At 66.1% G+C, this 22,881-nt stretch carries 12 protein-coding genes; 6 read left to right on the forward strand and 6 right to left on the reverse strand.

All coding sequences use genetic code 11. The features are described 5' to 3' along the window. Positions 1–127: 127 nt before the first annotated feature. Entirely contained in the window at positions 128–532 is a 405-nt protein-coding gene (locus BLT98_RS26595; RefSeq protein ID WP_034780980.1) for a MerR family transcriptional regulator, read from the reverse strand. 706 nt (positions 533–1,238) lie between these two features. Here BLT98_RS26595 and BLT98_RS26600 point away from each other — a divergent pair. After that, positions 1,239–1,646 (forward strand): hypothetical protein, encoded by a 408-nt coding sequence (locus BLT98_RS26600; protein WP_034753756.1) that lies wholly within the window; start codon positions 1,239–1,241, stop codon positions 1,644–1,646. Between the two features lie 89 nt (positions 1,647–1,735). Beyond that, positions 1,736–2,062, forward strand: a complete 327-nt coding sequence (locus BLT98_RS26605; RefSeq protein WP_034780978.1) for a hypothetical protein — start codon at positions 1,736–1,738, stop codon at positions 2,060–2,062. 188 nt (positions 2,063–2,250) lie between these two features. On the opposite strand, the gene BLT98_RS26610 is transcribed toward BLT98_RS26605, so the two are convergent. The 5 genes from BLT98_RS26610 to BLT98_RS26630 form a co-directional block, all read right to left on the reverse strand. Continuing rightward, positions 2,251–2,853, reverse strand: a complete 603-nt coding sequence (locus BLT98_RS26610; protein ID WP_034780976.1) for a UbiX family flavin prenyltransferase — start codon at positions 2,851–2,853, stop codon at positions 2,251–2,253. Beyond that, the gene (grxD, locus tag BLT98_RS26615) at positions 2,846–3,157 is read right to left on the reverse strand and encodes a Grx4 family monothiol glutaredoxin (protein ID WP_010402157.1); all 312 of its coding nucleotides are present in this window, start codon (positions 3,155–3,157) and stop codon (positions 2,846–2,848) included. The genes BLT98_RS26610 and grxD overlap by 8 nt, the downstream gene beginning before the upstream one ends. Positions 3,158–3,262: 105 nt before the next feature. Continuing rightward, positions 3,263–3,733, reverse strand: a complete 471-nt coding sequence (locus tag BLT98_RS26620) for a GNAT family N-acetyltransferase (protein WP_034780974.1) — start codon at positions 3,731–3,733, stop codon at positions 3,263–3,265. A 4-nt stretch (positions 3,734–3,737) separates the two neighbouring features. After that, positions 3,738–6,086, reverse strand: a complete 2,349-nt coding sequence (locus BLT98_RS26625; protein WP_034780972.1) for a Tex family protein — start codon at positions 6,084–6,086, stop codon at positions 3,738–3,740. Between the two features lie 94 nt (positions 6,087–6,180). Continuing rightward, a complete protein-coding gene (locus tag BLT98_RS26630) occupies positions 6,181–6,546 on the reverse strand; it encodes a hypothetical protein (RefSeq protein ID WP_092613138.1) in 366 nt (121 codons plus the stop codon). A 259-nt stretch (positions 6,547–6,805) separates the two neighbouring features. On the opposite strand from BLT98_RS26630, the gene BLT98_RS26635 reads away from it, so the two are divergent. The 4 genes from BLT98_RS26635 (at position 6,806) to BLT98_RS26650 (ending at position 22,837) form a co-directional block, all read left to right on the forward strand. Continuing rightward, positions 6,806–7,468: a secretin and TonB N-terminal domain-containing protein gene (locus tag BLT98_RS26635; protein ID WP_170846509.1), complete on the forward strand. Its 663-nt coding sequence runs from the start codon at positions 6,806–6,808 to the stop codon at positions 7,466–7,468. Then, positions 7,435–8,028, forward strand: coding sequence for an RNA polymerase sigma factor (locus BLT98_RS26640; RefSeq protein WP_244517726.1), 594 nt, complete (start codon positions 7,435–7,437; stop codon positions 8,026–8,028). Before BLT98_RS26635 ends, BLT98_RS26640 begins: the two co-directional genes overlap by 34 nt. Beyond that, a complete protein-coding gene (locus BLT98_RS26645; RefSeq protein WP_092613147.1) occupies positions 8,021–8,968 on the forward strand; it encodes a FecR family protein in 948 nt (315 codons plus the stop codon). Before BLT98_RS26640 ends, BLT98_RS26645 begins: the two co-directional genes overlap by 8 nt. Before the next feature lie 180 nt (positions 8,969–9,148). Then, on the forward strand, positions 9,149–22,837 hold the full coding sequence (locus BLT98_RS26650) for a filamentous haemagglutinin family protein (RefSeq protein ID WP_092613150.1): 13,689 nt from the start codon (positions 9,149–9,151) through the stop codon (positions 22,835–22,837). Positions 22,838–22,881 lie beyond the last annotated feature (44 nt).

Consider the following 22,881-nt stretch of genomic DNA (forward strand, 5'->3'; position numbering starts at 1 on the left):
TCGTCGTTATAAGTGTGGCGGTCATGGATGCCGGGTCAGTGAAGCTATGATACTCAGTTGTGACGTTTACGTAAACGTAAAGCGATACGCGTAAAGCGCTGCGCGGCAAGCGCCGCCGCATGGATACCTAGTTTGTTTGCGCCTTATCAAGGCTCAAGTCCGCCAGCATGCGCGCGCAAGCGTCTTCATGCGCGCTGATTTCCGCCAGCGCCATTTCGATATCGATGCGCTGCTGCTCCAGCGTCTGCCGGTGCTGCGCCAGCACGCCCAGGAAGCGGTCCATCTGCGCGCGCGTGTCCTTCGGCGACTCGTACATGTCGACCAGGCTCTTGATCTCCGACAACGCCAGGCCCAGGCGCTTGCCGCGCAGGGTCAGTTTCAAGCGGGTGCGGTCGCGCGGCGTATAGACGCGGCTGCGGCCGCCGGCGCCTTCGCGTTTCGGGCTGAGCAAGCCCTGGTCTTCATAGAAACGGATGGCGCGCGCCGTGATGTCGAATTCCCGCGCCAGTTCGGTAATGGTATAGGTCGTCATTGCTGCGGGCGGTGTCGGTTGCATGGGTGGTCGGTCGCTGGATGGGTGCTGCAGGGTAATGGGTGGCAAAGTGCCGTTTACGTCAACGTCAATACTATTGTAGCGTGCCCTGCCCGTGCTGCAACAAAGAAAGGCGTGAATGGGGGGATTTGGCGAATAAGGCAACAATTACTGAAAATAAATTGATTCTTCTTGCGCAAACGCGCTTAAGATCGAGAGTTGGTGGCCAAGATGACACCAAAAAGAGCTTTCCTGGCATAACAGCGACATTCTTTTCGCTGCGATGGCAGTAAAATTTTCAGGCACAGATTCTTTCCAGCCGGCACGATCAAAAAACAACGTTTCACTATGAGAACGTCGTTCATATCGTTTCCATGTTGGAAACAAAATGGCCCTTCTGAAAACTTTGTCTACAAGAAATTGTATGACATGGGCATTGCGTGTATCGGTAGAGAAGGGCATTATCCGATACCGTACGTTGTAATGCCAAACCGAGGCTTTGAATCGTGCTGCAGTGCGAAAATCAAGGCTAGCCGCGAATTTGACCCGAAGCCACGCAGAATCGCAAGAGAAAATTTGGCCCACTTTTTCACCTGAAAAGCCCGGCTGGAGTGTTAATTGTTAATTTATACTCTTTTCAAATGTAACAATCTGTATGGTCATTCAAGAAACTGACTTTCATGTTACAACATGAAATAGTACACCTATGAATTCTTCTAACGAACGCGAAAGCTTCAGCCAGCGACTTCAGTTGGCTCTCAAAAACGCCCATTATTCTCCAGACAGCCCGACCAGACTGGCCCGGGAATTCAATATCCGTTTCGACGGGCGCCCGATTACCGTGCATGCAGCTAGGAAATGGTTAGTAGGTGAAGCAATTCCGACGCAAGAGAAATTGCGCATGATTGCCCAATGGTTGGGCGTTCCAGCGGAATGGTTGCGTTTTGGTGGTCCGGAAAGCGCCACGCCGAATGGCGAAGCGGGCAGCGCTTTGTCGCGTTTTGAGTCCGCCGATGTGAAATTAATTGCCGATTTGCAAAGATTAGATGAACATCATCGTCAAATCGCGCGAGAATTTATTCGCATGCTGGTCAGAGTCAACTACCAAAAGTAAGCATTCAGGCCATCCCCGGCCGGCGCCGTCCGCCTTTCGCTGACGGTGCTCTCCCTGTCCTTTTATTTGCGCAACGTCATACTGGAGACATGATTTTGCCGCACAATAAGACCTCGCATGTTGCGCTGCAGCGGAATTATTTAACAATAATCCCGCTCGCGGCGGCGCAGCGGCCAATACCAGCGCATAATCACATCAGAAGCAGCCAGTTCATCCACTACGGAGCCGAGCATTTGAGCCGTCTTATGAAAAGTAACTACAGCAATACCGCGCAGCTGAAGGACTTGATGACCGTGCCCCCCATGACTGCCGCGCAACATGCGGAAGTGATGCGCAAACGGATCGCCCATCGCAGGATGGTTGAAGAAGCCAGGGATTTGAAGCAGGCAAGTGCCACGCAATTCGAAAAACGCTAGTGGTGGATGCCTGACCAAAGCTGCTGCGCGTCGGCATAGCTAGCCTGCGATGCTCACCGGCTCGGCGCCCCCGTACTAAAGTACGGTTGCGCTTCTCGACTAGCTCTTCCTTCCGCTCGCTACGCTTTTGTCAGGCATCGTGACTTGGTAGGGGTTTCCCCGCTTATGAGTTGATTGCGTTGGTGATGTCAGGTTTCTGACGCTTTAAGACCATTCCACCGCGGTGCCAGGCTGTGCTCGATGCCGAGCAAGTCGATGACGCGCGCCACCGTATGGTCGACCATTTCCGCAATGCTCTGCGGGTGGTGATAAAAGCTCGGTAAGGGCGGGAAGATGATGCCGCCCATTTCGGTCACGGCTGTCATATTGCGCAGGTGCGCCAGGTTGAACGGCGTTTCGCGCACCATCAGGATCAGGCGGCGGCGCTCCTTGAGCACCACATCGGCTGCCCGCGTGATCAAATTATCCGACAAGCCATGGGCCACGGCCGCCAGGGTCTTCATCGAGCACGGTGCGATGACCATGCCATCCGATTGAAACGAGCCGCTGGCGATGCTTGCGCCGATGTCGCGCAGTTTGTGCACCACGTGCGCTTGCGCTTCGATTTCCTTGCGCCCCACGCCTGTTTCCTGGTGCAGGGTTAGTACGGCCGCATCGGACAAGACCAGATGCGTCTCGACGCCAGGGATGGCGCCGAGCAATTGCAGCAGCCGCAAGCCATACACGGCGCCCGTGGCGCCCGTGATGGCCACGACGATACGGCGCGGCCGCGCAAGCTGGCTATCAGGCATCCAGCAGGGACTTCAGTTCGCCCGATTCAAACATTTCATTCATGATATCGGAACCACCGATGAACTCGCCTTTGACATACAGCTGCGGAATGGTAGGCCAGTTCGAGTAATCCTTGATGCCTTGGCGTACTTCCGGGTCATCCAGCACGTTGACGGTGGCGATGTTTTCCACGCCGCATGCTTTCAGGATCTGGATGGCGCGGCCGGAAAAGCCGCACTGCGGGAACTGGGCCGTGCCCTTCATGAACAGCACGACTGGCGTGCTCGTCACGGTTTCTTTGATCCAGGTTTGTACGTCGCTCATAGCTGCCTCTGATGGGTAAATAAATAGATGCCGTCATTTTATAAGAAAACGCCGGCACGGGTATGCGCTCAAGTCATAAATCGGGCAAGTCAGCCACGTTGAAGCTTATAAGGTCTTGCCCAGGCACACCGATTGTGCAGCGCCCACGTATTTACCCCAGGCAATGACGGGTGCATAGCCGTGTTTGGCATAAAACGCCACGGCGCGCCCATTTGCCACGCGGGTGGACAGGTGCAGGGCATGGTAGTGATGCTGGCGCGCCTGCGCCTCTACATGGGCCAGCAGGGCCGCGCCCACGCCGGCGGCGCCAGGGCGCGCATACATACGCTTGAGCTCGCCTATGGTGCTGTCCGCCTCGCCCAGCGGCCGCAGGGCGGCACAGCCTAGCAGTTCTCCAGCGCCATCGCGCGCCAGGTAAAAGCCGCCGCGTAAGGTTGCCGCTTCGACATCGAAGGAAGAGCGGCCGCTGTCGCCATTGATGCGCAGCAGCGTATCCGACAATTCATCGAGCAGCAGCTGCGCCTCCATGCTGGCGGCGTCCACCGCCAGGATGACGAGGTCATGCCCGGCGGCCATGGACTTAACCGCGCAGCTTGGCGAACGCGGCGGCCATGCTGCCGGCCGGCTCGGGCGCGTTGCGCGACTGCGACTGATGCTGCGCCATGCTGCGGCGGTCGTTGCGGTCGCCTTTTTGCTCGGGCTTGCTGCCCGCTTGCGGCGCGCTGTCCGTCAGGCGCATGGTCAGCGCGATGCGCTTGCGCTTTTCATCGACTTCCAGCACCTTGACGCGCACGACTTGTCCAGCCTTGACCACCGTGTGCGGATCTTTCACGAAGGTGTTCGACAGGGCCGAGATGTGGACGAGGCCGTCCTGGTGCACGCCGATATCGACAAAGGCGCCAAAGGCGGCCACGTTGGTGACCACGCCCTCGAGGATCATGTCCGGGCGCAAGTCGCGGATTTCTTCCACGCCTTCCTTGAAGGTGGCGGTGGTGAACTCCGGACGCGGGTCGCGGCCCGGCTTTTCCAGTTCCTTCAGGATGTCGGAAATGGTCGGCACGCCGAAGGTTTCATCCGCGTACTTTGCCGGGCTGAGAGTTTTCAGCAGCGCCGTTTCGCCGATGACAGCCTTGATATCCTTCTTGATATCGGCCAGGATCTTTTCCACCAGCGGGTACGATTCCGGGTGGACGGCCGAGGCGTCCAGCGGATTGTCTCCGCCCATCACGCGCAGGAAGCCGGCGGCCTGTTCGAACGTTTTATCGCCCAGGCGTGGCACGGCTTTCAAGGCTGCGCGCGAGGTGAACGCGCCCTTCATGTCGCGGTAGGTGACGATGCTTTGCGCCACGCTGGCCGACAGGCCGGAGACGCGCGCCAGCAGCGGCGCCGACGCCGTGTTGACGTCCACGCCGACGGCGTTCACGCAATCTTCCACCACGGCATCGAGCGAACGGGCCAGCTGGCTTTGACTCACGTCATGCTGGTATTGGCCCACGCCGATCGATTTCGGGTCAATCTTGACCAGTTCGGCCAGCGGGTCTTGCAGGCGGCGCGCAATCGACACGGCGCCGCGCAGGGACACATCCATGTCCGGCAACTCTTTCGAGGCGAATTCGGACGCGGAATACACCGAAGCGCCCGCTTCCGAGACGACGATCTTCGTCATCTTCGCTTCCGGATGCTGCTTGATCAAATCCTGCGCCAGCTTGTCCGTTTCGCGCGAGGCCGTGCCGTTGCCGATGGAAATGAGCGACACATTGTGCTTGGCGGCCAAGCGGCCCAGCGTATGCAGCGAGCCATCCCAGTCGTTCTTCGGCTGGTGCGGATAGATCACGGCCGTGTCGACCACTTTACCGGTGGCATCGACGACCGCCACTTTCACGCCCGTGCGCAAGCCAGGATCGAGGCCCATGGTGGCGCGCTGACCGGCCGGCGCGGCCAGCAGCAGCGCTTTCAGATTGGTGGCGAACACATTGATGGCGTCGAGTTCCGAGCGCTCGCGCAGGGCGCCCATCAGTTCCGTTTCCAGGTGCATGAAGCTTTTCACGCGCCAGGTCCAGCGCGCCGTGTCGGCCAGCCATTTGTCGGCCGGACGGCCTTGTTGCTTGATGCCGAAGCGGGCGGCGATGCGGCCTTCGCACGGATTGTGCGGCGCATCCCATTTCGGTTTTTCCGCTTCCGTGTCCAGGCGCAGGGTGACGTCGAGGATGCCTTCGCGGCGGCCGCGCAGCAGGGCCAGCGCGCGGTGCGAGGGGACCGTGGAAATGGTTTCCGAGTAATCGAAATAATCGGCGAATTTTTCGCCTTCGTCCTGCTTGCCTTCCACCACTTTCGATTCCACGATGCCATGTTCCTGCACGTATTCGCGCAAGGTTTGCAGCAACGTTGCGTCTTCGGCGAAACGCTCCATCAAAATCTGGCGCGCGCCGTCGAGGGCCGCCTTGGTGTCCGCCACGCCCGGATTGTTACCGTCGGCACTCGTAAACGCGTCGCGCAGGAACTTGCCCGCTTCCATTTCCGGCGTCAGTTCGGGATTGTCCAGCAAACCGTCGGCCAGCGGCATCAGGCCCGCTTCGATGGCGATCTGCGCCTTCGTGCGGCGCTTTTGCTTGTAGGGCAGATACAAATCTTCCAGGCGCGTCTTGTCTTCCGCGTGCATGACGGCGTCGAGCAATTCGGGCGTCATCTTGTTCTGTTCCGTGATCGACGCCACGATGGCGGCGCGCCGCTCTTCCAGTTCGCGCAGGTAGCGCAAGCGCTCTTCGAGCAGGCGCAGCTGGATATCGTCGAGGCCGCCGGTCGCTTCCTTGCGGTAACGGGCGATGAAGGGCACGGTGGCGCCTTCGTCGAGCAGTTCGATGGCGGCGGCAACCTGCACCGGTTTGGCGGCAAGTTCAAGGGCAAGACGTTGTTCGATAGTGGGCAGCATGGTTGTTTCCAGAGCGATCAAGCCTGGAATGATACGCAATCGGCGCGATTGCGCAATCTTGACAGCGCAAATGGACTGTGCGTTGACAACGGCGTCAACGTGGCGGCAGCAGCGGGCTGGCGGGCGGTGGGGGACTTGGGCGCTGCGGCGTGACGGACTTGCCAAAGGCATTGCCCATGCGGTGTTCGAGGGCGGCGCGGTTGTACAGGCCCAGCTGGTTCGACGGGCGCTGCACGATCGCTTCCGCGCCGGACAGGGCGGGCGGCTGCCGGTTCAGTGTGTTGCTACTGGGTAATAATTTTTCATTCAAGCATGACATCGATTGCGTGCGCTGGCCATTGACTTCCACTTCCACGCAGCCCTTCTGCGGCGCGGCGGCCTTGACGACGACGGTGTGTTCGTCCGCCTGTGCGGACAGGGCGGCGCAGGCCAGCAGTAACAGCAAGAACAGGCGTGCCATGGCGGCTCCCGGAGCGGTGGTGAAGCGCCCAGCATAGCAAGGTCATATGTCGCGGCGATGACACAGGCCGGGATGCGGGCTGGCGCCATGTCATGCAGTTGTCATTTTATGAAGCTACCATCTTGCCATTCTGCAGACAACATTGCAGTCAAGACACTTCATGAGCAGGCTTTCTCGTTGATTTCCCTGGAAAATGACACAAACCCACCGCCGCGCCGCAAAGGGCAATGCCCTGTCCGCCTGCTTGCTGATGACATTCATGACATTCATGACATTCGTGCGACCGGCTGCGGGTGCGGACGGTGCTGATGCCGCCGCGCACGCTACCCTGCACTTCGACCTGCCCGCCCAGCCGCTCGATGCGGCGCTGGTGGCGTTTGGCGAAGTGACCGGGTATTCCGTGCTCGTCAGCAGCCAGCTGGCGGCCGGTCGCGTGGCAGCGGCCGTGCGCGGCGACTACACGCCGGCCGAAGCGCTGCAGCGCCTGCTGGCCGGCACGCAGCTGGGCGCGCGCTTCAGCGGCAGCAACGCGTTTACCTTGCTGGCGCTGGCGGACGCCCCCGTGGCGCCGGCGCCCGTGCCGGCCGAGGCCGTTCCCGCCGCGCCACCGTTGCAAGGCTATGCGGCCGTTCTGCAGCGTTCGCTCACGCGGGCCCTGTGCCGTTTGCATCCGGACGCGTTTGGCCGCTACCGCCTGGCTTTCCAGCTGTGGCTCGACGAGCGGGGCAAGGTGCGCGCCGTGCATGTGCTGGAACCGAGTGGCGTGGAACAGCGCGACCGCGCCGTGCTGCAGCGCCTGCGCAGCCTGCTGATCGATGGCGCGCCACCGGCGGGCTTGCCGCAGCCGCTGACGATTTTACTGACGCCGCGGCCCGACCCAGGCGCCGATTGCGCGCCCTACCTCCTGTCTGGGGTGTCCTGACCATGCCGGACTTGCTGAAAGCCACCTTGCGCAAGCTGTTCCTGGAACGCTACGGACAGTTTCGCCGCCATTTGCAACGCCGCCTGGGCTCGGAAGACCTGGCCAATGACGCGCTGCATGAAACGTATCTGCGGGTGGAACGGATGAACGCGCCCGAGGCGATCAGCTACCCGTCCGCCTACCTGATGCGCATCGCCATCAACATTGCGGAAGATCAACGCCGCGACAATGCGCGCCTGCTCAGCCTGCCGGATATCGACGATCTGTACGAGATGGCCGATGAATTGGCCGACCCGGCCCGCTCCTTCAGCGCGCGCGCCGAGCTGGAAGAACTGGAACGGGCCTTGCAGGAGTTGCCGAAACGCCGGCGCGCCATCGTCATCGCCGCCCGCGTCGACCAGTTGCCGCACCGTGACATCGCCGAGCGCTTCGGCATTTCCGCCCGCACGGTGGAGAAGGAATTGCGCGCCGGACTCGAACATTGCTGCGAACGCATGGGACGCGATTTCATCCAGCGCTTCGGTCCCGGGGCGGGAAAAACGTCTAAACATCATGACTGAACAAGCGGAAGACGACATGGGTGTCATCGAACAGGAAGCGCAGGCGTGGGTGGTGCGCCTGGCCTCGGGCCAGGTCAGCGAGCGCGACGCGCAAGTGTTTCGCCACTGGTGCGCGCGCAGCCGCAAGCATGCCAACGCGTTTGCCGAGGCGCGCGCCGTGTGGGGCGCCATGGCGCCGGCCGCGCGCGCCGTCAAGCGGGCGCAGGCGCCCGTGAACGTGGCGCGGCGCGCCTGGCTCGGTGGCGCCGTCGCTGCCTCGCTGGGCTTGCTGGTGCTGAGGCCACCGATGGACCTGTGGCCGGCCGTGGCGGGCCTCGCTGCCGACTACGCCACCGGCACGGGCGAGCAGCGCGAAGTGGCGCTCGATGGCGGTGTGCTGGTGCAGATGAATACGCAGACGCGCCTCGACGCGGCGCCGCTGCAGGATGGCGCCGCGTCGCTGGTGCTGCTGGCGGGCGAGGCGGAATTCCAGGCCGGCTTGCGCGGCGCGGCGAGGGTGCGCGTGCAGGCGGGCGACGGCACGGTGTCGGCCGGCAGCGCGCGCTTCAATATCCGCCTGTTCGGCCAGGAAGTGTGCGTGACCTGCCTGGCGGGCCGCCTGCGCGTGGCGCAGGCCGGCAACGATGCGGAACTGGCGGCGGGCCAGCAGCTGCGTTATCGGCCCGAGCATTTCGGCATCGCGCGCGCGGTGGCGAAGAGCGATGTCAGCGCGTGGCGCCAGCGCCTGCTGGTATTTAAACAAAGCACGCTGGCCGAGGTGGTGGACGAGGTGAACCGCTACCGTCCCGGCAAGCTGATCCTCAATGGCGAGGCCTTGAAACACACGCGCGTGCAAGCGAGCTTTTCACTCGACCGCCTCGATGATGTGATCGCCCTGATCCAGGATGCGTATGGCGCGCGCGTGACGCGGCTGCCGGGCGGCATCGTGCTGTTTGGCTAGCGATGCAGGCCGATGGCATCTCGCCAATTATGACATTTTCATGACCTTTTGCAGTCCCGGACCTTGTTCCCTGTCAATGCTGCTGGAAGCCGCGAATCAGTGCCTGCCGCCCGCCCCGTGCGTGCCGCGCGCCGCCTCGCGATATCGGTCAGCAACGGAACATGAAAAGGGAATGTCGCCATGCAGCGAAGCAAGTCGGTCACGAAACACGCATCCTCCTCCGCCATGGCGGGCAACCGGATTGGTCGCCCGGTGCGATTGAAACCGCTGGCGCTGGCCATCGCCGTGCTGCTGCAGGCGGGCGGCGCGCAGGCGCAGCAGCCATTCAGCGGTGCCTGGTTTGCCGGCAAGGGTGCGCAGCAGGGCACGGCCGCCGCCACGGGACGCTTGCCGAATGGCCAGGCCATCATCGGGACGGACAATAAGCAGGCGCAGCAGCAAAAAGCCAATGCCCAGCTGCAAAGTTCGCTGAACAATCTGCAACTGGCCGCACGCGCCATCGCCGTGCAGCAGGCGGCCCAGCAGGCGGCGCGCCAGGCTGCCATTGCCGCCGGCTCGAAGGTGCCGGAAGGCTTGGCCGAAGGCGGCTTGAAGGTCGACAGCAACAGCCTGACGGCGGGCTGGTTCAACGCGAATGGCCCCGTGCAGGCGCAGGCCGACGGCAAGACCGTGGTGACCGTCAAGCAGACGGCCGACAAGGCGATCCTGAACTGGGAAACGTTCAATATCGGCCAGAATACCACCCTGCAATTTGACCAGTTGGCGAACTGGTCCGTACTCAACCGCGTCAACGATCCGCTGGCCCGTCCCAGCCAGATCCGCGGCCAGATCAAGGCTGATGGCACGGTAATGCTGGTCAACCGCAATGGCATCGTGTTTACGGGCAGCAGCCAGGTCGACACGCGCAGCCTGGTGGCCGCCGCCGTGGGCATGAGCGACAGCCAATTCCGCAAGGGCATCTACAGCGAAACGCTGGGCTCGGGCTTCAAGCCCACGCTGGCCAACGACCTGGTGCTCAACGGCAGCGTGGCCACGCACGCCAACGCCACGGCCGACGTGGTGGTGCAGGCCGGCGCGCAGATCAGCACGCGCAAGCCGCAGACGGTGACGGAAGGCGGCGGCTATGTGCTGCTGGCCGGGCGCGAAGTGCATAACGGCGGCAGCCTGTCCGCGCCGAACGGTCAGGTGACGCTGGCCGCCGGCGACAGCTTCGTCATCCGCAAGGGGCTGGGGACGGATGCCAACCAGACTTCGAGCACGCGTGGCAACGAGGTCGACGTCAAGTTCAATGCGCAAAGCGGCGCCGGCAAGGTGACGAATAGCGGCCTGGTGCAGGCGCTTACCGGCGACGTCACCCTGACGGGCCGCGACGTGAAGCAGGCCGGCGTGCTGCTCAGCAGCACCAGCGTGACGACACGCGGCACCGTGCACCTGAAGGCCGACGGCAGCGAAGGCCTCGTCACCCTGGCGCCGGACAGCCTCACCACGGTGCTGCTCGACGACAGCGGCGCCACCGCGCTGGACGTGCAGCGCGACGCGCTCATCAAGGATTCGGCGCTGCCCAGCGACGGCGCCTACAACCGCCGCGACCTGTCGCTGATACAGATTGCCTCCAGCGGCGATATCGCCTTCGATACCGGTTCGCTGACGCTGGCCACCGGCGGCCAGGTGAATGCGCTGGCCACGCGCCGCACGCAAGTGGCGCGCGGCGCCAGCATCGACGTCTCCGGCGCCGTGGGCGTCAACGTGGCGATGGCTTCGAACAACGTGCTGATCAATGCACAGGGCAACGAGCAGCGCGACGCGCCCGGCAACCGCGACAGCAAGGCCCTCAACAGCACCGACCTGTGGGTCGACCGGCGCGACCTGGTGCGGGTGGCGGCAGGCACGAATGGCTATCCGACCGACCGCTGGTACACGGGCGGTGGCTTGCTCGAAGTGAGCGGTTATCTGAACACCAGCGGCCACGGCATCGGCGAATGGGCGGCGCAGGGCGGCACGGTGGCTTTCCAGGGCGGCGAACTGGTGACCCAGGCCGGCTCTCTGCTCAACGTGTCCGGCGGCACTTTTGACGTCCAGACGGGCATGATTCGCCAGAGCTGGCTCAGCGGCAAGGATGGCCAGCTGTACAGGCTGTCGACCGCGCCCGGCGACGTGCTGTATACGGGCGTGTACCAAGGCTACGCCGCGCACCACCAGCGCTGGGGCGCGGAAACGACGGAAAATTTCGCCAATCCCCTGATCGGCGCCCAGCAACGGCTGGAAAACGGCTATACCGTGGGCCGTGACGCGGGCCGCGTGGTGGTGGGAACCACATCGGCCGTGCTGGAAGGCGCGATCGAATCGGGCGTATTCCAGGGCGAGCGCCAGCAGGATGTGCGCGACGCCACCCTCGATGGCTACCGCCAGTCGCAACTGGCCGCCGCCCGCAACGGCCAGCTGGTGCTGGGCCAGCTGGCGCCCGTGTACGACGCCGCCAGCGCGCAGCTGCGCGACAATCCCGCGGCGCTGCTGCAGGCCATCCATATCGGCACCGGCGGCGCCAGCGCCGGCAATCTCCTGCGCGAAGACGCGCTGCCCGAAAACCTGGTCGGCAAGACCTACCTGGACGCCGGCTGGCTCAACGCGCAACACCTGGGCGGCATCAAGGCCTACGCCGGCAGCGCCATCGAGGTCGACGCCGCGGTGCAAGTCACGCCTGGCGGCGAAATCGCGCTGCATGCGCCCCAGGTCAAGGTCAATGCCGGCCTGACGGCGCGCGGCGGCAGCATTGCGCTGGGCGACATCGTCAGCAAGCTGTCCAATGGCACCAGCAACTGGGTCGATACAACGGTCGCCACGCCAGCGGCCGGAGCAAAGGTGGGCATCGATGTGACGGCCGGCGTGACGCTCGACACGCGCGGCCTGTGGAGCCAGCTCAAGCTGGATCCGGGCAACACGTCCGGCCTGCCGTATGTCAACGGCGGCGCGGTGGCGCTGGTCAGCAGCGGTACCGTCAACCTGGCGGCCGGCAGCGCGATCGACACGTCCTCGGGGGCGGCCGTGCTGGCCGACGGCAAGCTGAAGGGCGGGCGCGGCGGCGACATCAGCTTGCGCGCGAATCAGAATGATCTCAACGGCGTCAAGTCGGAGGCGCTGGTGCTCGATGGCGAACTGCGCGGCTACGGCGTCAACGGCGGCGGCACGCTGACCATCGACAGCGGCACCGGCGTGGTGCTGGGCGGCGGCGCGCTGGCCGGCAATGGTGTGTTGCCTGCAGGCCAGTCCGTCCCCGTGCACCTGACCTTGGCAGCAGCCTTCACCATCAAGGCCGGCACCGTGCTCGATACCGACTTCAGCTATATCAGCACGAAGGTCCATCCCGGCCAGCCGCTGCTGGACTTGCCGGACTTTAGCGCGGCGCGCCCCTACACCCTGCCGGCCGCCTGGGTGGTGCCGCCCGCCTCGATCAGCTATGAATTCATCTTCGTCACCGGCAGCAATGGCATCGTCTACACCAGTGGCATGACCGTGCCGGCCGGCGTCACGCTCACGGGCGTGCGCGGCAAGCTCGGTTCCGGCTACCTGGTGCCGGCCGACGCCTTCCCGAACGGCATGCCGGTGCCCGCTTTCAACGCCAGGGTGGCCGCCGGTACGGCGTTCACGTTTGATGTGACCTTGCAGGCGGGCGATCGCTTGCTGGCCGGCAACCGTGCGCCGACGGACCTGGCGGTCAAGCCGCTGCTGGTGCTGGACAATGACCTGTTCCAGCGCGGCTTTGCGCACTACAACATCAATGGCCAGCAAGGCGTGCAAGTGGCGCAGGACGCCACCATCGACGTCAGCATCCCCTTGCTGCGGGCCGACCTGGCGCTGGCGGGCCAATTGCCTACCGGCGTCGATCCAGCCGCCGTCCTGCAACCGTGGCTGGCGCCGCTGTGGCAGGAAAATGCCGTGAAAGGCGTGCTCAAGCAACGGGCCGGCGCCGATATCGCGCTGTCGGCCGGCACCCGCAACGCCAAGGCGCCGCTGGTGGTGGACCAGGGCGCCACGCTGCGCGTGGATGACGGCAAGAGCATCAGCCTGACCGGCAACGGCCAGATCACCGTGGAAGGCACGCTGAGCGCGGCAGGCGGCCGCATTTCCGTGTTGCCGGGCACGCTCGTCACCGGTAGCGAGATCAACCGTCCAGACGGCAGCGCCAATGCCCAGTCGATCTGGATCGGCGAGCGCGCGGTACTCGACGTGGCCGGACGCGCGGCCACCGCCACCGACGCCCAGGGCGGCGTGTATGGCCATGTGGGCGCCGGCGGCACCATCGAGATCGGTGCAAAGCACAATCTCGACGCCACCCAGGTCGAGGCGGCCGACGCCTTTGTCATCGTGCGCCCCGGCGCACGCCTGGAAGCGTCCGGCGCCGCCGCCCGGCTCGACCTGCCCGGCCAGGGCAGCGTGCAGGTGGCCGGTGACGGCGGCAGCATCGCGCTCAGTTCCTACCGCGGCTTGTTGCTCGACGGCAGCCTGCATGCGGCAGCCGGTGGCGCCGGCGCGGCCGGCGGCACGCTGGCGCTCAACCTGGAAGCCCCGAACTACGGCATCGTCGGCAAGCTCGACTTGAAGGGTCTGGGCGTGGAAGACGCGGTGCGCGTGCCGCGCGAGCTGGTGCTGTCGCGCCTGCAGGGCGACAGTGGCCTGGCCGCCGACCTGCAGGTCGGCGACAGCGATCCGGCGCTGCGCTACGGCGTGGCCCGGCTGGGTGCGGACCGCGTGGCCGCCGGCGGCTTCGACCATCTGGCCCTGCTGTCGAATGGCTTGATCAGTTTTGACGGCAACCTCGACCTGTCGCTGGGCCAGAGCCTGCGCCTGACCGCCAGCGCATTGGCCCTGGCCGAGCATGCCGACGCCGCCACCACCGCGCAAGTCAAGCTGGCGGCGCCCTACATCCGTCTGGCCGGCACCAGCCGCAGCCAGAGCGACGACCACCTGATGCCGAACCCGGTGCGCGGCTCCGGCAATGGCGGCATCGGCAGCGGCAAACTGGGCGTGCCCAACGTGGACGACCACGCCAGCCTGACGCTGCATGCCGCGCTGATCGACCTCGCCAATACCGTCAATGTCGGCAGCAACGGTGTGATCGTGCAAAACGCCGCCGCCGACCTGGAAGTCAAGCGCGATGCCTTTGGCGAGCTGGCGCTGCGCTCAAGCGGCGATATCCGCATGCGCACGGCGGCCGCGCTGTACACGCCCGGCAATCTGACCCTGGCGGGCGCGCAAATCTATCCGGTGAGCGGCGCCACCGGCAAGGTGGAGGTGGGCAAACGCAACGTGATCAACGAATTCGGGCAATTGGCGACCGAGTTCGACCCGGCCCGCAAGCTGACCATCGAGCGCAGCGGCGACCCTGCCGCGCCGTTGCCGGCCCTGCCCTACTCGGTGTTCGGCTCGCTTGAGCTGAGTGCCGGCACGGTGAACCAGGGGGGCGTGGTGCGCGCGCCGCTGGGCAAAATCACGCTGGGCCAGAATACGAATGGCGCAGTGACGGGCCACACCAATCTGCTGCCTGGCAGCGTGACGTCGGTCAGCGCCAGCGGCCTGGTGATGCCGTACGGCGGCTCGCTCGATGGCCTGAGCTATATGATGGACGGCGTCGACGTCGCATACAAGGGCGTGGGCAATGACCCGGCCGTCGTGCTCACCGGCGAACACGTCGATGTGCGCGCTGGCGCCGTGCTCGACCTGTCAGGCGGTGGTACCCTGACCGGCGCGGCCTTCCTGGCCGGACGCGGCGGCTCGACCGACGCCCGCCTCAACCCGCTGGTGCAGACGTCCGGCAAAGGTGGTTTCGTGCTGCCGGGCCTGGCCACCAATCCCGTCTACGCCATCGTTCCGGGCGCGCAGGCGGGCTATGCGCCCATCGTGGCCGAGAATGGCGCCGGCGATCCGGCGCTGGGACGCCAGATTACCATCGGCGCCGGCGTGCCCGGCCTGGCCGCCGGCACCTATACCTTGCTGCCGTCGAGCTTTGCGCTGCTGCCCGGCGCGTTCCGGGTGGAGCTGAACGGCCTGGCCGCCGGCGGCTTGCCTGTCGGGTCGGCCACGGCCATGCGCAACGGCTCGTTTGCTACCGCCGTGCAGCTGGGCACCAGCAATACCGACCGGCGCACGGTGCTGCCATCGCAGGCGGTGCTGACGCCGGCCGACGTGCTGCGCAGCTATTCGCAATACAATGAAACGAGCTACGGCGCATTCGCGCTGGCGCAGGCGGTGCGCGACGGCGTGCCGCGGCCGCTGCTCGAACGCGACGCCAAGGCGCTGCACATCGAACTGGTGCAGTCCAAGGCCAGCACCGACGATGCGCTGCGTTTTGCCGGCACGACCAACTACACGCCAGGCAAGGACGGTTTCGGCGGCAGCGCGCTGCTGCTGGGCGGTGCTGGCAAGAACTACGAAATTATCGGCGGCGCCGGTGCGCCCACCGTCGACTTCAAGGGCATGGCCGTGCGGGTCGACGCCCTGAACGCCATCGGCGCCCCGCGCCTGGGCATCGGCGGTTTGCCTACCGTCAACTACAGCACCAGCAGCAACGGCAACCAGCAAGCGAATATCGCCCAGTTCCAGGGCGGCGTCGATAACATCGTGGTGCGCGACGGCGCCGTGCTCAAGGCTGGCGAAGTGTTCCTGGTGACCAATAGCAAGGCAGGCGGCATCGTCATCGAGCAGGGTGGCGGCATCAATACCCTGGGCCGTGGCGCCGCCGCCTGGGATTCGGGCAACGGCTACGTGTATGCGCCGGGCAAGTCCAGCGTGCTGGCCGTGTCGAATGGCCGGCTGGACATGCTGGCGCCCGGCGTGAGTACCGATCCGCGATCCGGACCGGGCCGCATCGACATCGGCGCCTGCGCGGCGGGCGCCGTGTGCAGCGGCAGCACGCCGCTGTATTCGGAAGGCAGCATTGTCGCCGCCACCGACCAGAGCTTCAACCTGCGCGACGCCACCACCTATGGCACCCGCAACCTGGTGCTGGCCGTGGGCGGCATCAATGTGGGCAGCGCAGCGTCGCTGGACGCCATGGCCGCGCGCGACGCATTGCCGGCCGGACTGACCCTGAACCAGGGCATCCTCGACCGCCTGCTGCGCGGCGACGCCGGCGTGGGTGCGCCGGCGCTGGAAAGCCTGGCGCTGACGGCGCGCGACGCCATCAATTTCTACGACAACGTCGAATTGTCGACCATCAACGCGAGCACGGGAAAATCGTCGCTGGAGCGGCTGGTGATCAGCACCCCGGCGATCTACGGCGCGGGCGGCAGCGACGCCGTGGCGCGCATCAAGACCGATGTTCTGGTGTGGAACGGCGCCACGACCGCGCCCGGCCTGGTCGCCGCCGGCGGCGCCGGCAGCGGCAGCGGGCGCTTGCAGGTCGACGCCCGCCAAGTCGAGTTCGGCTATGGCCCGAACAGCCGGCCCGACACCATCCACAGCATGGACCGCCTGATCCTCGGCTTTGCCGATGTGGCCATCAACGCCAGCGAGCGCATCACCGCCAATCATACGGGATCGTTGTCGGTGTACCAGTCGCAAAGCGGCTGGGATACGGCCAGCAAGGGCTATCTGCGCAGCGGCGGCAACCTGGCGCTGAACACGGCGCTGCTCACCGGCGCCGCCGGCTCCGTCAACAAGATCAAGGCGGGCGGCGACATCCATGTCGCCAAGCCATCCGGAGCGGCCGCAACGGCCCCGGGCGCGGCCGCCCTGGCCGGCGCACTGGGCGCCGAAGTGGCACTGGACGGGCGCAGCGTGACGCTCGACACGGCCGTGCTGCTGCCAAGCGGCAAGCTCAGCGTGTCCGCCGAGCAAGACGTCGTGCTGGGTGACGGTGCCAGGCTGGACCTGGCGGGCCGCAAGATCGATTTCAACGGCGTGGCCAAGTACAGCTGGGGCGGCGACGTGGTGCTCGACAGCCGCCACGGCGACGTGCGCCAGGCGGCCGCTTCCAGCATCGATTTCTCGGCCGTTTCCAACCGCGCCGGCAAGCTCACCGCCAGCGCGCTCGATGCGCAGGCGGGCAGCGTGGCGCTGCTGGGCAGCATCACCGGCGGCAGCAGCGGCCACTACGACGCGGGCGGCACCGACGTGCCGTTCGCGGCGGGCGGCCTCGACGTGCGCGGCCAGCATATCGAGGATTTCAAGGGACTGAACCAGCGCCTGACCAAGGGCGGCGTGTTCGGCAGCCGCAGCTTCCAGCTCAAGCAGGGCGACCTGGTGCTGGAGAATGAATTGAAGGCGCGTGAAATCACGGTATCGGTGGATGGCGGCCGTCTGGCCGTCAACGGCACAGTCGACGCCAGCGGCGAGCAGGTGGGCAGCATCCGCCTGGCAGCGCGCGACGGCGTCAGCGTGGCTGGCGGCGCGCTGCTCGACGCCCATGGCAGCGTGCTGCGGGTCGACAGCTACGGCCAGGTGATCGAGGCGCCCAACCGCGCCGTGATCGACATCGATGCCGGCAGCGGCCGGCTGGTGCTCGATACGGGCGCGCGCATGGACTTGCGCGCCGGCACTGCCGGCAAGGCCGACCGCATCGCTTCGCTGGGCACGCTGGAGCTGAGCGCCCGGCGCCTCGGTGGCGCCACCGGCAACGACGTCGCCATCGATGCGGCCGGTCCGCTGGCCATCGACGGCGCCCGCGCCATCACGGTCAACGGTTTCTGGTCGTATACGGATGCCCGTCCGGGCACGGAAACGACGGCCGACGGCCGTCCTTACCAGGTCATCGACCAGGCCTACCTGGACCGCAAGCACGACGATAGCGTGGCTTTCATGACGGGCGCCCTGGCCAACGACGGGCTGATGAATGGCCGCCTGTCCGGCTTGCGCAACTACAAGGATGCCTTCCACCTGCGTCCGGGCGTGGCCATCCTCAGCGCCACGCCGGACGGCGACCTGCACGTCGATGGCGACATCGACCTGTCGGGCCACCGCTACGCCAGCGTCAATCCGCACACGCAGAAGACCGGCGTGGCCGGCTCCGGCGAAGCGGGTGCGCTGGTGCTGCGCGCCGGCGGCAACCTGAACGTCTTCGGCAGCATCAATGACGGCTTCGATGGCAAGGCCTTGCCGGTCACGCCGGACGACAAGGGCTGGATGCTGGCCAAGGGCCGGGTGCCGTTCGGCGCCGACGTCATCGTGCCGCATGGCCAGCTGGTCACGCTGGCCGACGATACCTTCTTCCAGCCCGGCCGCACCTTGAACTACGACCTGCCGATGAAAGCCATGAGCTTGCGGGCCGGCACGGCGCTGCCATCGCAAGCCACCCTGACGGCCGAGGTGGAATTGCCGGCCGGTACGGTGCTGGGCGGCGCCGTGCGCAATGCCGCCGGCGATATCGTGTATGCGGCCGGCACCGTGCTGGCGAAGGCCGTCACGCTGGGTAGCGGCACGCGGCTCGATGCCGGCACCCGCCTGCCCGTGGGGATGTCCGTGGCGGCCATGACCTGGCCCGGCGGCGTGCCGCTGCCGTTCCCGGTGGGCGCCGTCAGGGATACGCCGAGCCCCGACTACGATGGCGACGGCTTCCCCGATACGCCCGCCAATGGCGTGGTGCTGGCCGGCGAACTGCAGCTGCGCAAGGGCGCGCTGGTGCCGAGCGAAACCTGGGTGCGGCTGCCTGGCGGCGCGGACTCGGTGGCCCTGCGTCCGGGCGATGCCGACGGCAACCAGGGCCGCAACTGGGCGCTGGCGCCGATGCTGGCCAGCGGTTCGCAGTCGTGGTCGATGCGCCTGGTGGCCGGTGCCGACATGCAGGCGGCCGATAGCCGCGCGCTGCGCTCCGTGGGCGACAACCGCAGTCTGCTGCTGACCGACCACCACTACGGCGCGGTCCTGGGGCTCAGCCTGCCGAGCGTGGCGGCGCCGCCGATCGAGGGCGTGGCGGGCAATTTCTATTGGATGGGCGACTCGGAACTGTATGTTGGCAGTCCCGCCGGCACGCTGATCAATCTCGCCGACTTTTCCAGCGTGGAGGAGCTGCTGGCGTACAACCAGTGGGGCGTGGGCGACCTGGTGACGTGGCTGCCCGAAGGTGCCAGCTTCCCGATGGTGCCCAAGCCTGCGCGGCAACAGTTGTTCAGCGTGCTGCGTACCGGCACGGGCGACCTCGATCTCCTGGCCGGCGGCAACTTCAACCAGAGTTCGCCGTATGGCGTGTATACGGCCGGTACCCAGGCGGCCAACGTGGCGGCGGCTTACCGCCTGCCGCGCGCGGCGGATCGCAAGGGTTCCATTCTCGGCGCCGATGGCGACGCCTTCAAGCCTTATGTGGACGGTGGCGCGCAAAGCCTGTACCAGGCCTGGTATCCCGAGCATGGCGGCAACGTGCTGGTGCGCGCCCAGGGCGATGTCACCGGCGACCTGGTGGGTGGCGGCTACAGCACGGAGCGTCGCCCCGACGACGTGGGCTATTTGCGTCCGCAGCAGGACAGCAGCGCCGTCGGCACCTGGCTGTGGCGCCAGGGCACCGGCAGCGCGGTTGCCCAGGGCGAGGGCGTGCCCACCGCCTGGTGGATCAACTTTGGCAGTTATGTGGCCGGCGGTCTCGGCACGAACTACCTGTACGAGACCCAGCCCGTGATGACCGGCTTTACCGGCATCGGCACCCTGGGCGGCGGCAACCTCGTATTCGAGGCGGGCAAGGCCGCCGGCATGCTGTCGCCGCGTACCGACCAAGGCGGCAAATTCGCCATGCGCAGCCAGGGCTTGAACCTGGCGGTGGCCAGCACCGGCCGGGTATCGGCCGACGGTTCCGCGCTCACGCTGACCGGCGGTGGCGATCTCGACGTGCGCATTGGCGGCGGCCTCAATCCGGTGGCCGAAGTGCGCTCGTTTGCCGACACGATAGGCGAGATCACGCCGGATACCCGTTTTTCCGGCACGCGTGGCGACCTCAATAGCACCTTCGTCAACCTGCGCGGCGCCTTGCGCATGGAGGCGGGATCGGTGGGCGGCATCGAGCTGCGCTTCGACATGGGCGACAGCCAGGAGTCGCGCGCCTATCAGGTCTACACCGCCACCTCGTCCATCGCGGGCGGCGGGCCGGTGGTGGTGCCGGGCGACTCCGGCGTGCGCATCGATGCGCGCGGCGACCTGGTGCTGGGCGGCGTGGGCGACGCCGGCCGCGTCACCCAGCTCAACAACGGCACACCGTTCACCGCGAAGGGCGTGGCGCAAGACGGGGAGGGCTACAGCTGGTTCTCGCTGTGGACGCCGTCGACCGCTATCGACCTGTTCAGCGCGGGCGGCAACCTGACGCCGTCCACGGCCTGGAGCGACGACCGCGCCAGCGGCAACCAGGCTTCCAGCGGCGGGCGTTTCGTGATGCCGTCGCAATTGCGCGCCGTGGCCGCCAGCGGCAGCCTGTATGTCGGCAACTCCGCCCAAGGGGCGAGGGATACCGACACCGGCACCAATGCGCCGGCGCGGCCGGCCACCGGCCTGCTGCTGGCACCATCGCCGGTCGATGCGCATTTCACCCGCCGCACGCCGGGGCAGCTGGAATTGCTGGCCGCCGATTCGATCTACGCGGGTGCTTATTCGGTGACGGCGTCGGGCGCCGATCCGACCGCGCTGCCGAGCCCGTTCAATCCCGGTTTCGCGGGAGTGAGTGGCCTGACCGTGTATGGCGACACGTACACGCATAACGTCAACCAGGAGGCACAGGCGCCCAGCGTGCTGTTCGCGTCGCGCGAAGCGGGCGCTTCACCGCAGCGTTATCCGCTGTTCACGCTGACGCCGCCCACCGCCTCGGGCTATGCGGTGCAGGATCAGTTGCCGGCGCGCTATTACGCGCTGGCGGGCGACATCATCGGCCTGCGCACCGGTTCCATCATCACGCGCGGCGGCGGCAATGCGGCCAGCCACAGCACCTGGTACGAGGGCGCCGGTCCGGTCGATATCCGGGCCGGACGCGATATCGTCAACTCCGGCACGGCGCTGGGACTGGTCGAAGCGACGCCACAGGGACTGCTGGGCTGGACTTCGGAGATAGCGTACGCCAACCCGTCGCTGCCGCTGCGGCCGACGGAAAACTTTGTCGGTTCGGCGCGCGGCAATCTGATACTGCACAACAATCCAGACGAGGTGTCGGTCGTGCGTGCCGGCCGCGACATTCGCTACGGCACGTTCTACGTGGGCGGTCCGGGCACGCTGGAAGTGACGGCCGGGCGCGATATCGACATGGCGGACAAGGCCGAGCTGAAGAGTATCGGCGCGGTGACGAATCGCACATCCGGCGACCGCAGCAGCGGCGCCAGCATCGCGGTGGCGGCCGGGGTCGGGGCGCATGGTCCCAACTACGACGCCTTTGCCGCGCGCTATCTCGACGCTGCCAACCTGATCGATCCAGGCAAGTCGCTGGCCGACCAGCCGGGCAAGGCGGTGGCCGTGTATGGCGGCCGCCTGGGCCTGGCAGACTGGTTGCGCGCGGAATTCGGCTATAGCGGCGACGCGGCGGGCGCGGCCGCCTTCCTGGCAGCGCGCCAAAGCGAGCTCGACAAGACTCTCCAGGCCAGCACCGGCGGCAGCAGGCGCGACCTGCAGCGCGAATATGGCCTGTCGAGCCAACTGCACCTGGTCAACTGGCTGGAAACCCGCTACGGCGCCGGACAGCGCAATGGCGCCGGGCTGACCTTCGATGCCGGCAGCATGGACGCGCGCAAGTTTTTCGCGGCCTTGCCGGCCGAGCAGCAGCGTGTCTTCCTGCGCAACGTGTATTTCGCCGAACTCAAGGCAGGCGGGCGCGAGTACACGGCTGTCGGCGGCGTGCGCGAAGGCAGCTACCTGCGCGGCCGCGAAGCCATCGCCACGCTGTTCCCGACCAAGGATGCGCAGGGCAAGCCCGTGACCTATGCGGGCGACCTGACCATGTTCAGTGGCGCCACCTACTATCTGGACGGCGCCTCAGGCAGCAGCACCAGGCGGCCGCGCAAGGGCGTCAATTACCTGACGCGCCAGCAATATGTGCTGGGGGGCGATACCCACGCCCCCGTGTTCGACTTGCAGGATGCCGGCATCCACACTGATTTCGGCGGCAACATCGACATCCTGACGCCGGGCGGGCGCACCCTGGTGGGCGTCGATGGCGGCTTCGTACCGGGCGAAGGCTCGGGCGTGCTGACGCAGGGCGCCGGTGAAATCCAGATCTATGCGCGCGACAGCATCCTGCTGGGCCAGAGCCGCATCTTCACCACCTTCGGCGGCAATATCCTGGCCTGGTCGGCGCAGGGCGACATCAATGCCGGCCGCGGCTCCAAGTCCACCGTGGTGTTTACGCCGCAGCGCCGGGTCTACGACGACATCGGCATGGTGAGCCTGTCGCCGACCACGCCGAACACGGGCGCCGGTATCGCCACCCTGAACCCGATCCCGGAGGTGCCGCCTGGCGACATCGACCTGATCGCCCCGCTGGGCACCATCGACGCGGGCGAGGCGGGCATCCGCGTCTCGGGCAACGTCAACCTGGCGGCCTTGCAGGTGGTGAATGCGGAAAACATCCAGGTGCAGGGCAAGTCGACGGGCATGCCGGCCATCGCCGCCGTGAACGTGGGCGCGCTGAGCAATGCCAGCGCGGCCGCCTCGCAAGCCGTGACGGCGGCGCAGGAGGTGTTGCAGCGCGAACGGGCCGCCACGCGCCGGGCGCAGCCATCGCTGTTCACGGTGAAGGTGCTGGGCTTTGGCAATGAACAGGCGGATGAAGCCGGTGTTGGCAAGCTCAAGGGGGGAGAGCCGCAGGCATCGACCTACCAGCCGGCCGGCGTGGTGCAGGTGCTGGGAGCGGGGCCGTTGACGGCGCCGCAGCTGCAGGCGCTCACGCCGAGCGAGCGGCGCGGTTTGCAGCCTTGAGCGGAGTTTTATGAACATTTGATGACATTCGGCAGTCGCCGCGC

The sequence above is a fragment of the Janthinobacterium sp. YR213 genome (genome assembly GCF_900099875.1).
GTDB lineage: Bacteria > Pseudomonadota > Gammaproteobacteria > Burkholderiales > Burkholderiaceae_D > Janthinobacterium > Janthinobacterium lividum.

What these genes read in the sequence shown, in the direction of transcription:
- BLT98_RS26625 (WP_034780972.1), bottom strand. Translation starts at nt 6,086, where the DNA reads ATGCTGCCCACTATCGAACAACGTCTTGCCCTTGAACTTGCCGCCAAA.
- BLT98_RS26610 (WP_034780976.1), bottom strand. Translation starts at nt 2,853, where the DNA reads ATGCCTGATAGCCAGCTTGCGCGGCCGCGCCGTATCGTCGTGGCCATC.
- BLT98_RS26620 (WP_034780974.1), bottom strand. Translation starts at nt 3,733, where the DNA reads ATGGCCGCCGGGCATGACCTCGTCATCCTGGCGGTGGACGCCGCCAGC.
- BLT98_RS26645 (WP_092613147.1), top strand. Translation starts at nt 8,021, where the DNA reads ATGACTGAACAAGCGGAAGACGACATGGGTGTCATCGAACAGGAAGCG.
- BLT98_RS26605 (WP_034780978.1), top strand. Translation starts at nt 1,736, where the DNA reads ATGATTTTGCCGCACAATAAGACCTCGCATGTTGCGCTGCAGCGGAAT.
- BLT98_RS26630 (WP_092613138.1), bottom strand. Translation starts at nt 6,546, where the DNA reads ATGGCACGCCTGTTCTTGCTGTTACTGCTGGCCTGCGCCGCCCTGTCC.
- BLT98_RS26595 (WP_034780980.1), bottom strand. Translation starts at nt 532, where the DNA reads ATGACGACCTATACCATTACCGAACTGGCGCGGGAATTCGACATCACG.
- BLT98_RS26635 (WP_170846509.1), top strand. Translation starts at nt 6,806, where the DNA reads ATGACATTCATGACATTCGTGCGACCGGCTGCGGGTGCGGACGGTGCT.
- BLT98_RS26650 (WP_092613150.1), top strand. Translation starts at nt 9,149, where the DNA reads ATGCAGCGAAGCAAGTCGGTCACGAAACACGCATCCTCCTCCGCCATG.
- grxD (WP_010402157.1), bottom strand. Translation starts at nt 3,157, where the DNA reads ATGAGCGACGTACAAACCTGGATCAAAGAAACCGTGACGAGCACGCCA.
- BLT98_RS26600 (WP_034753756.1), top strand. Translation starts at nt 1,239, where the DNA reads ATGAATTCTTCTAACGAACGCGAAAGCTTCAGCCAGCGACTTCAGTTG.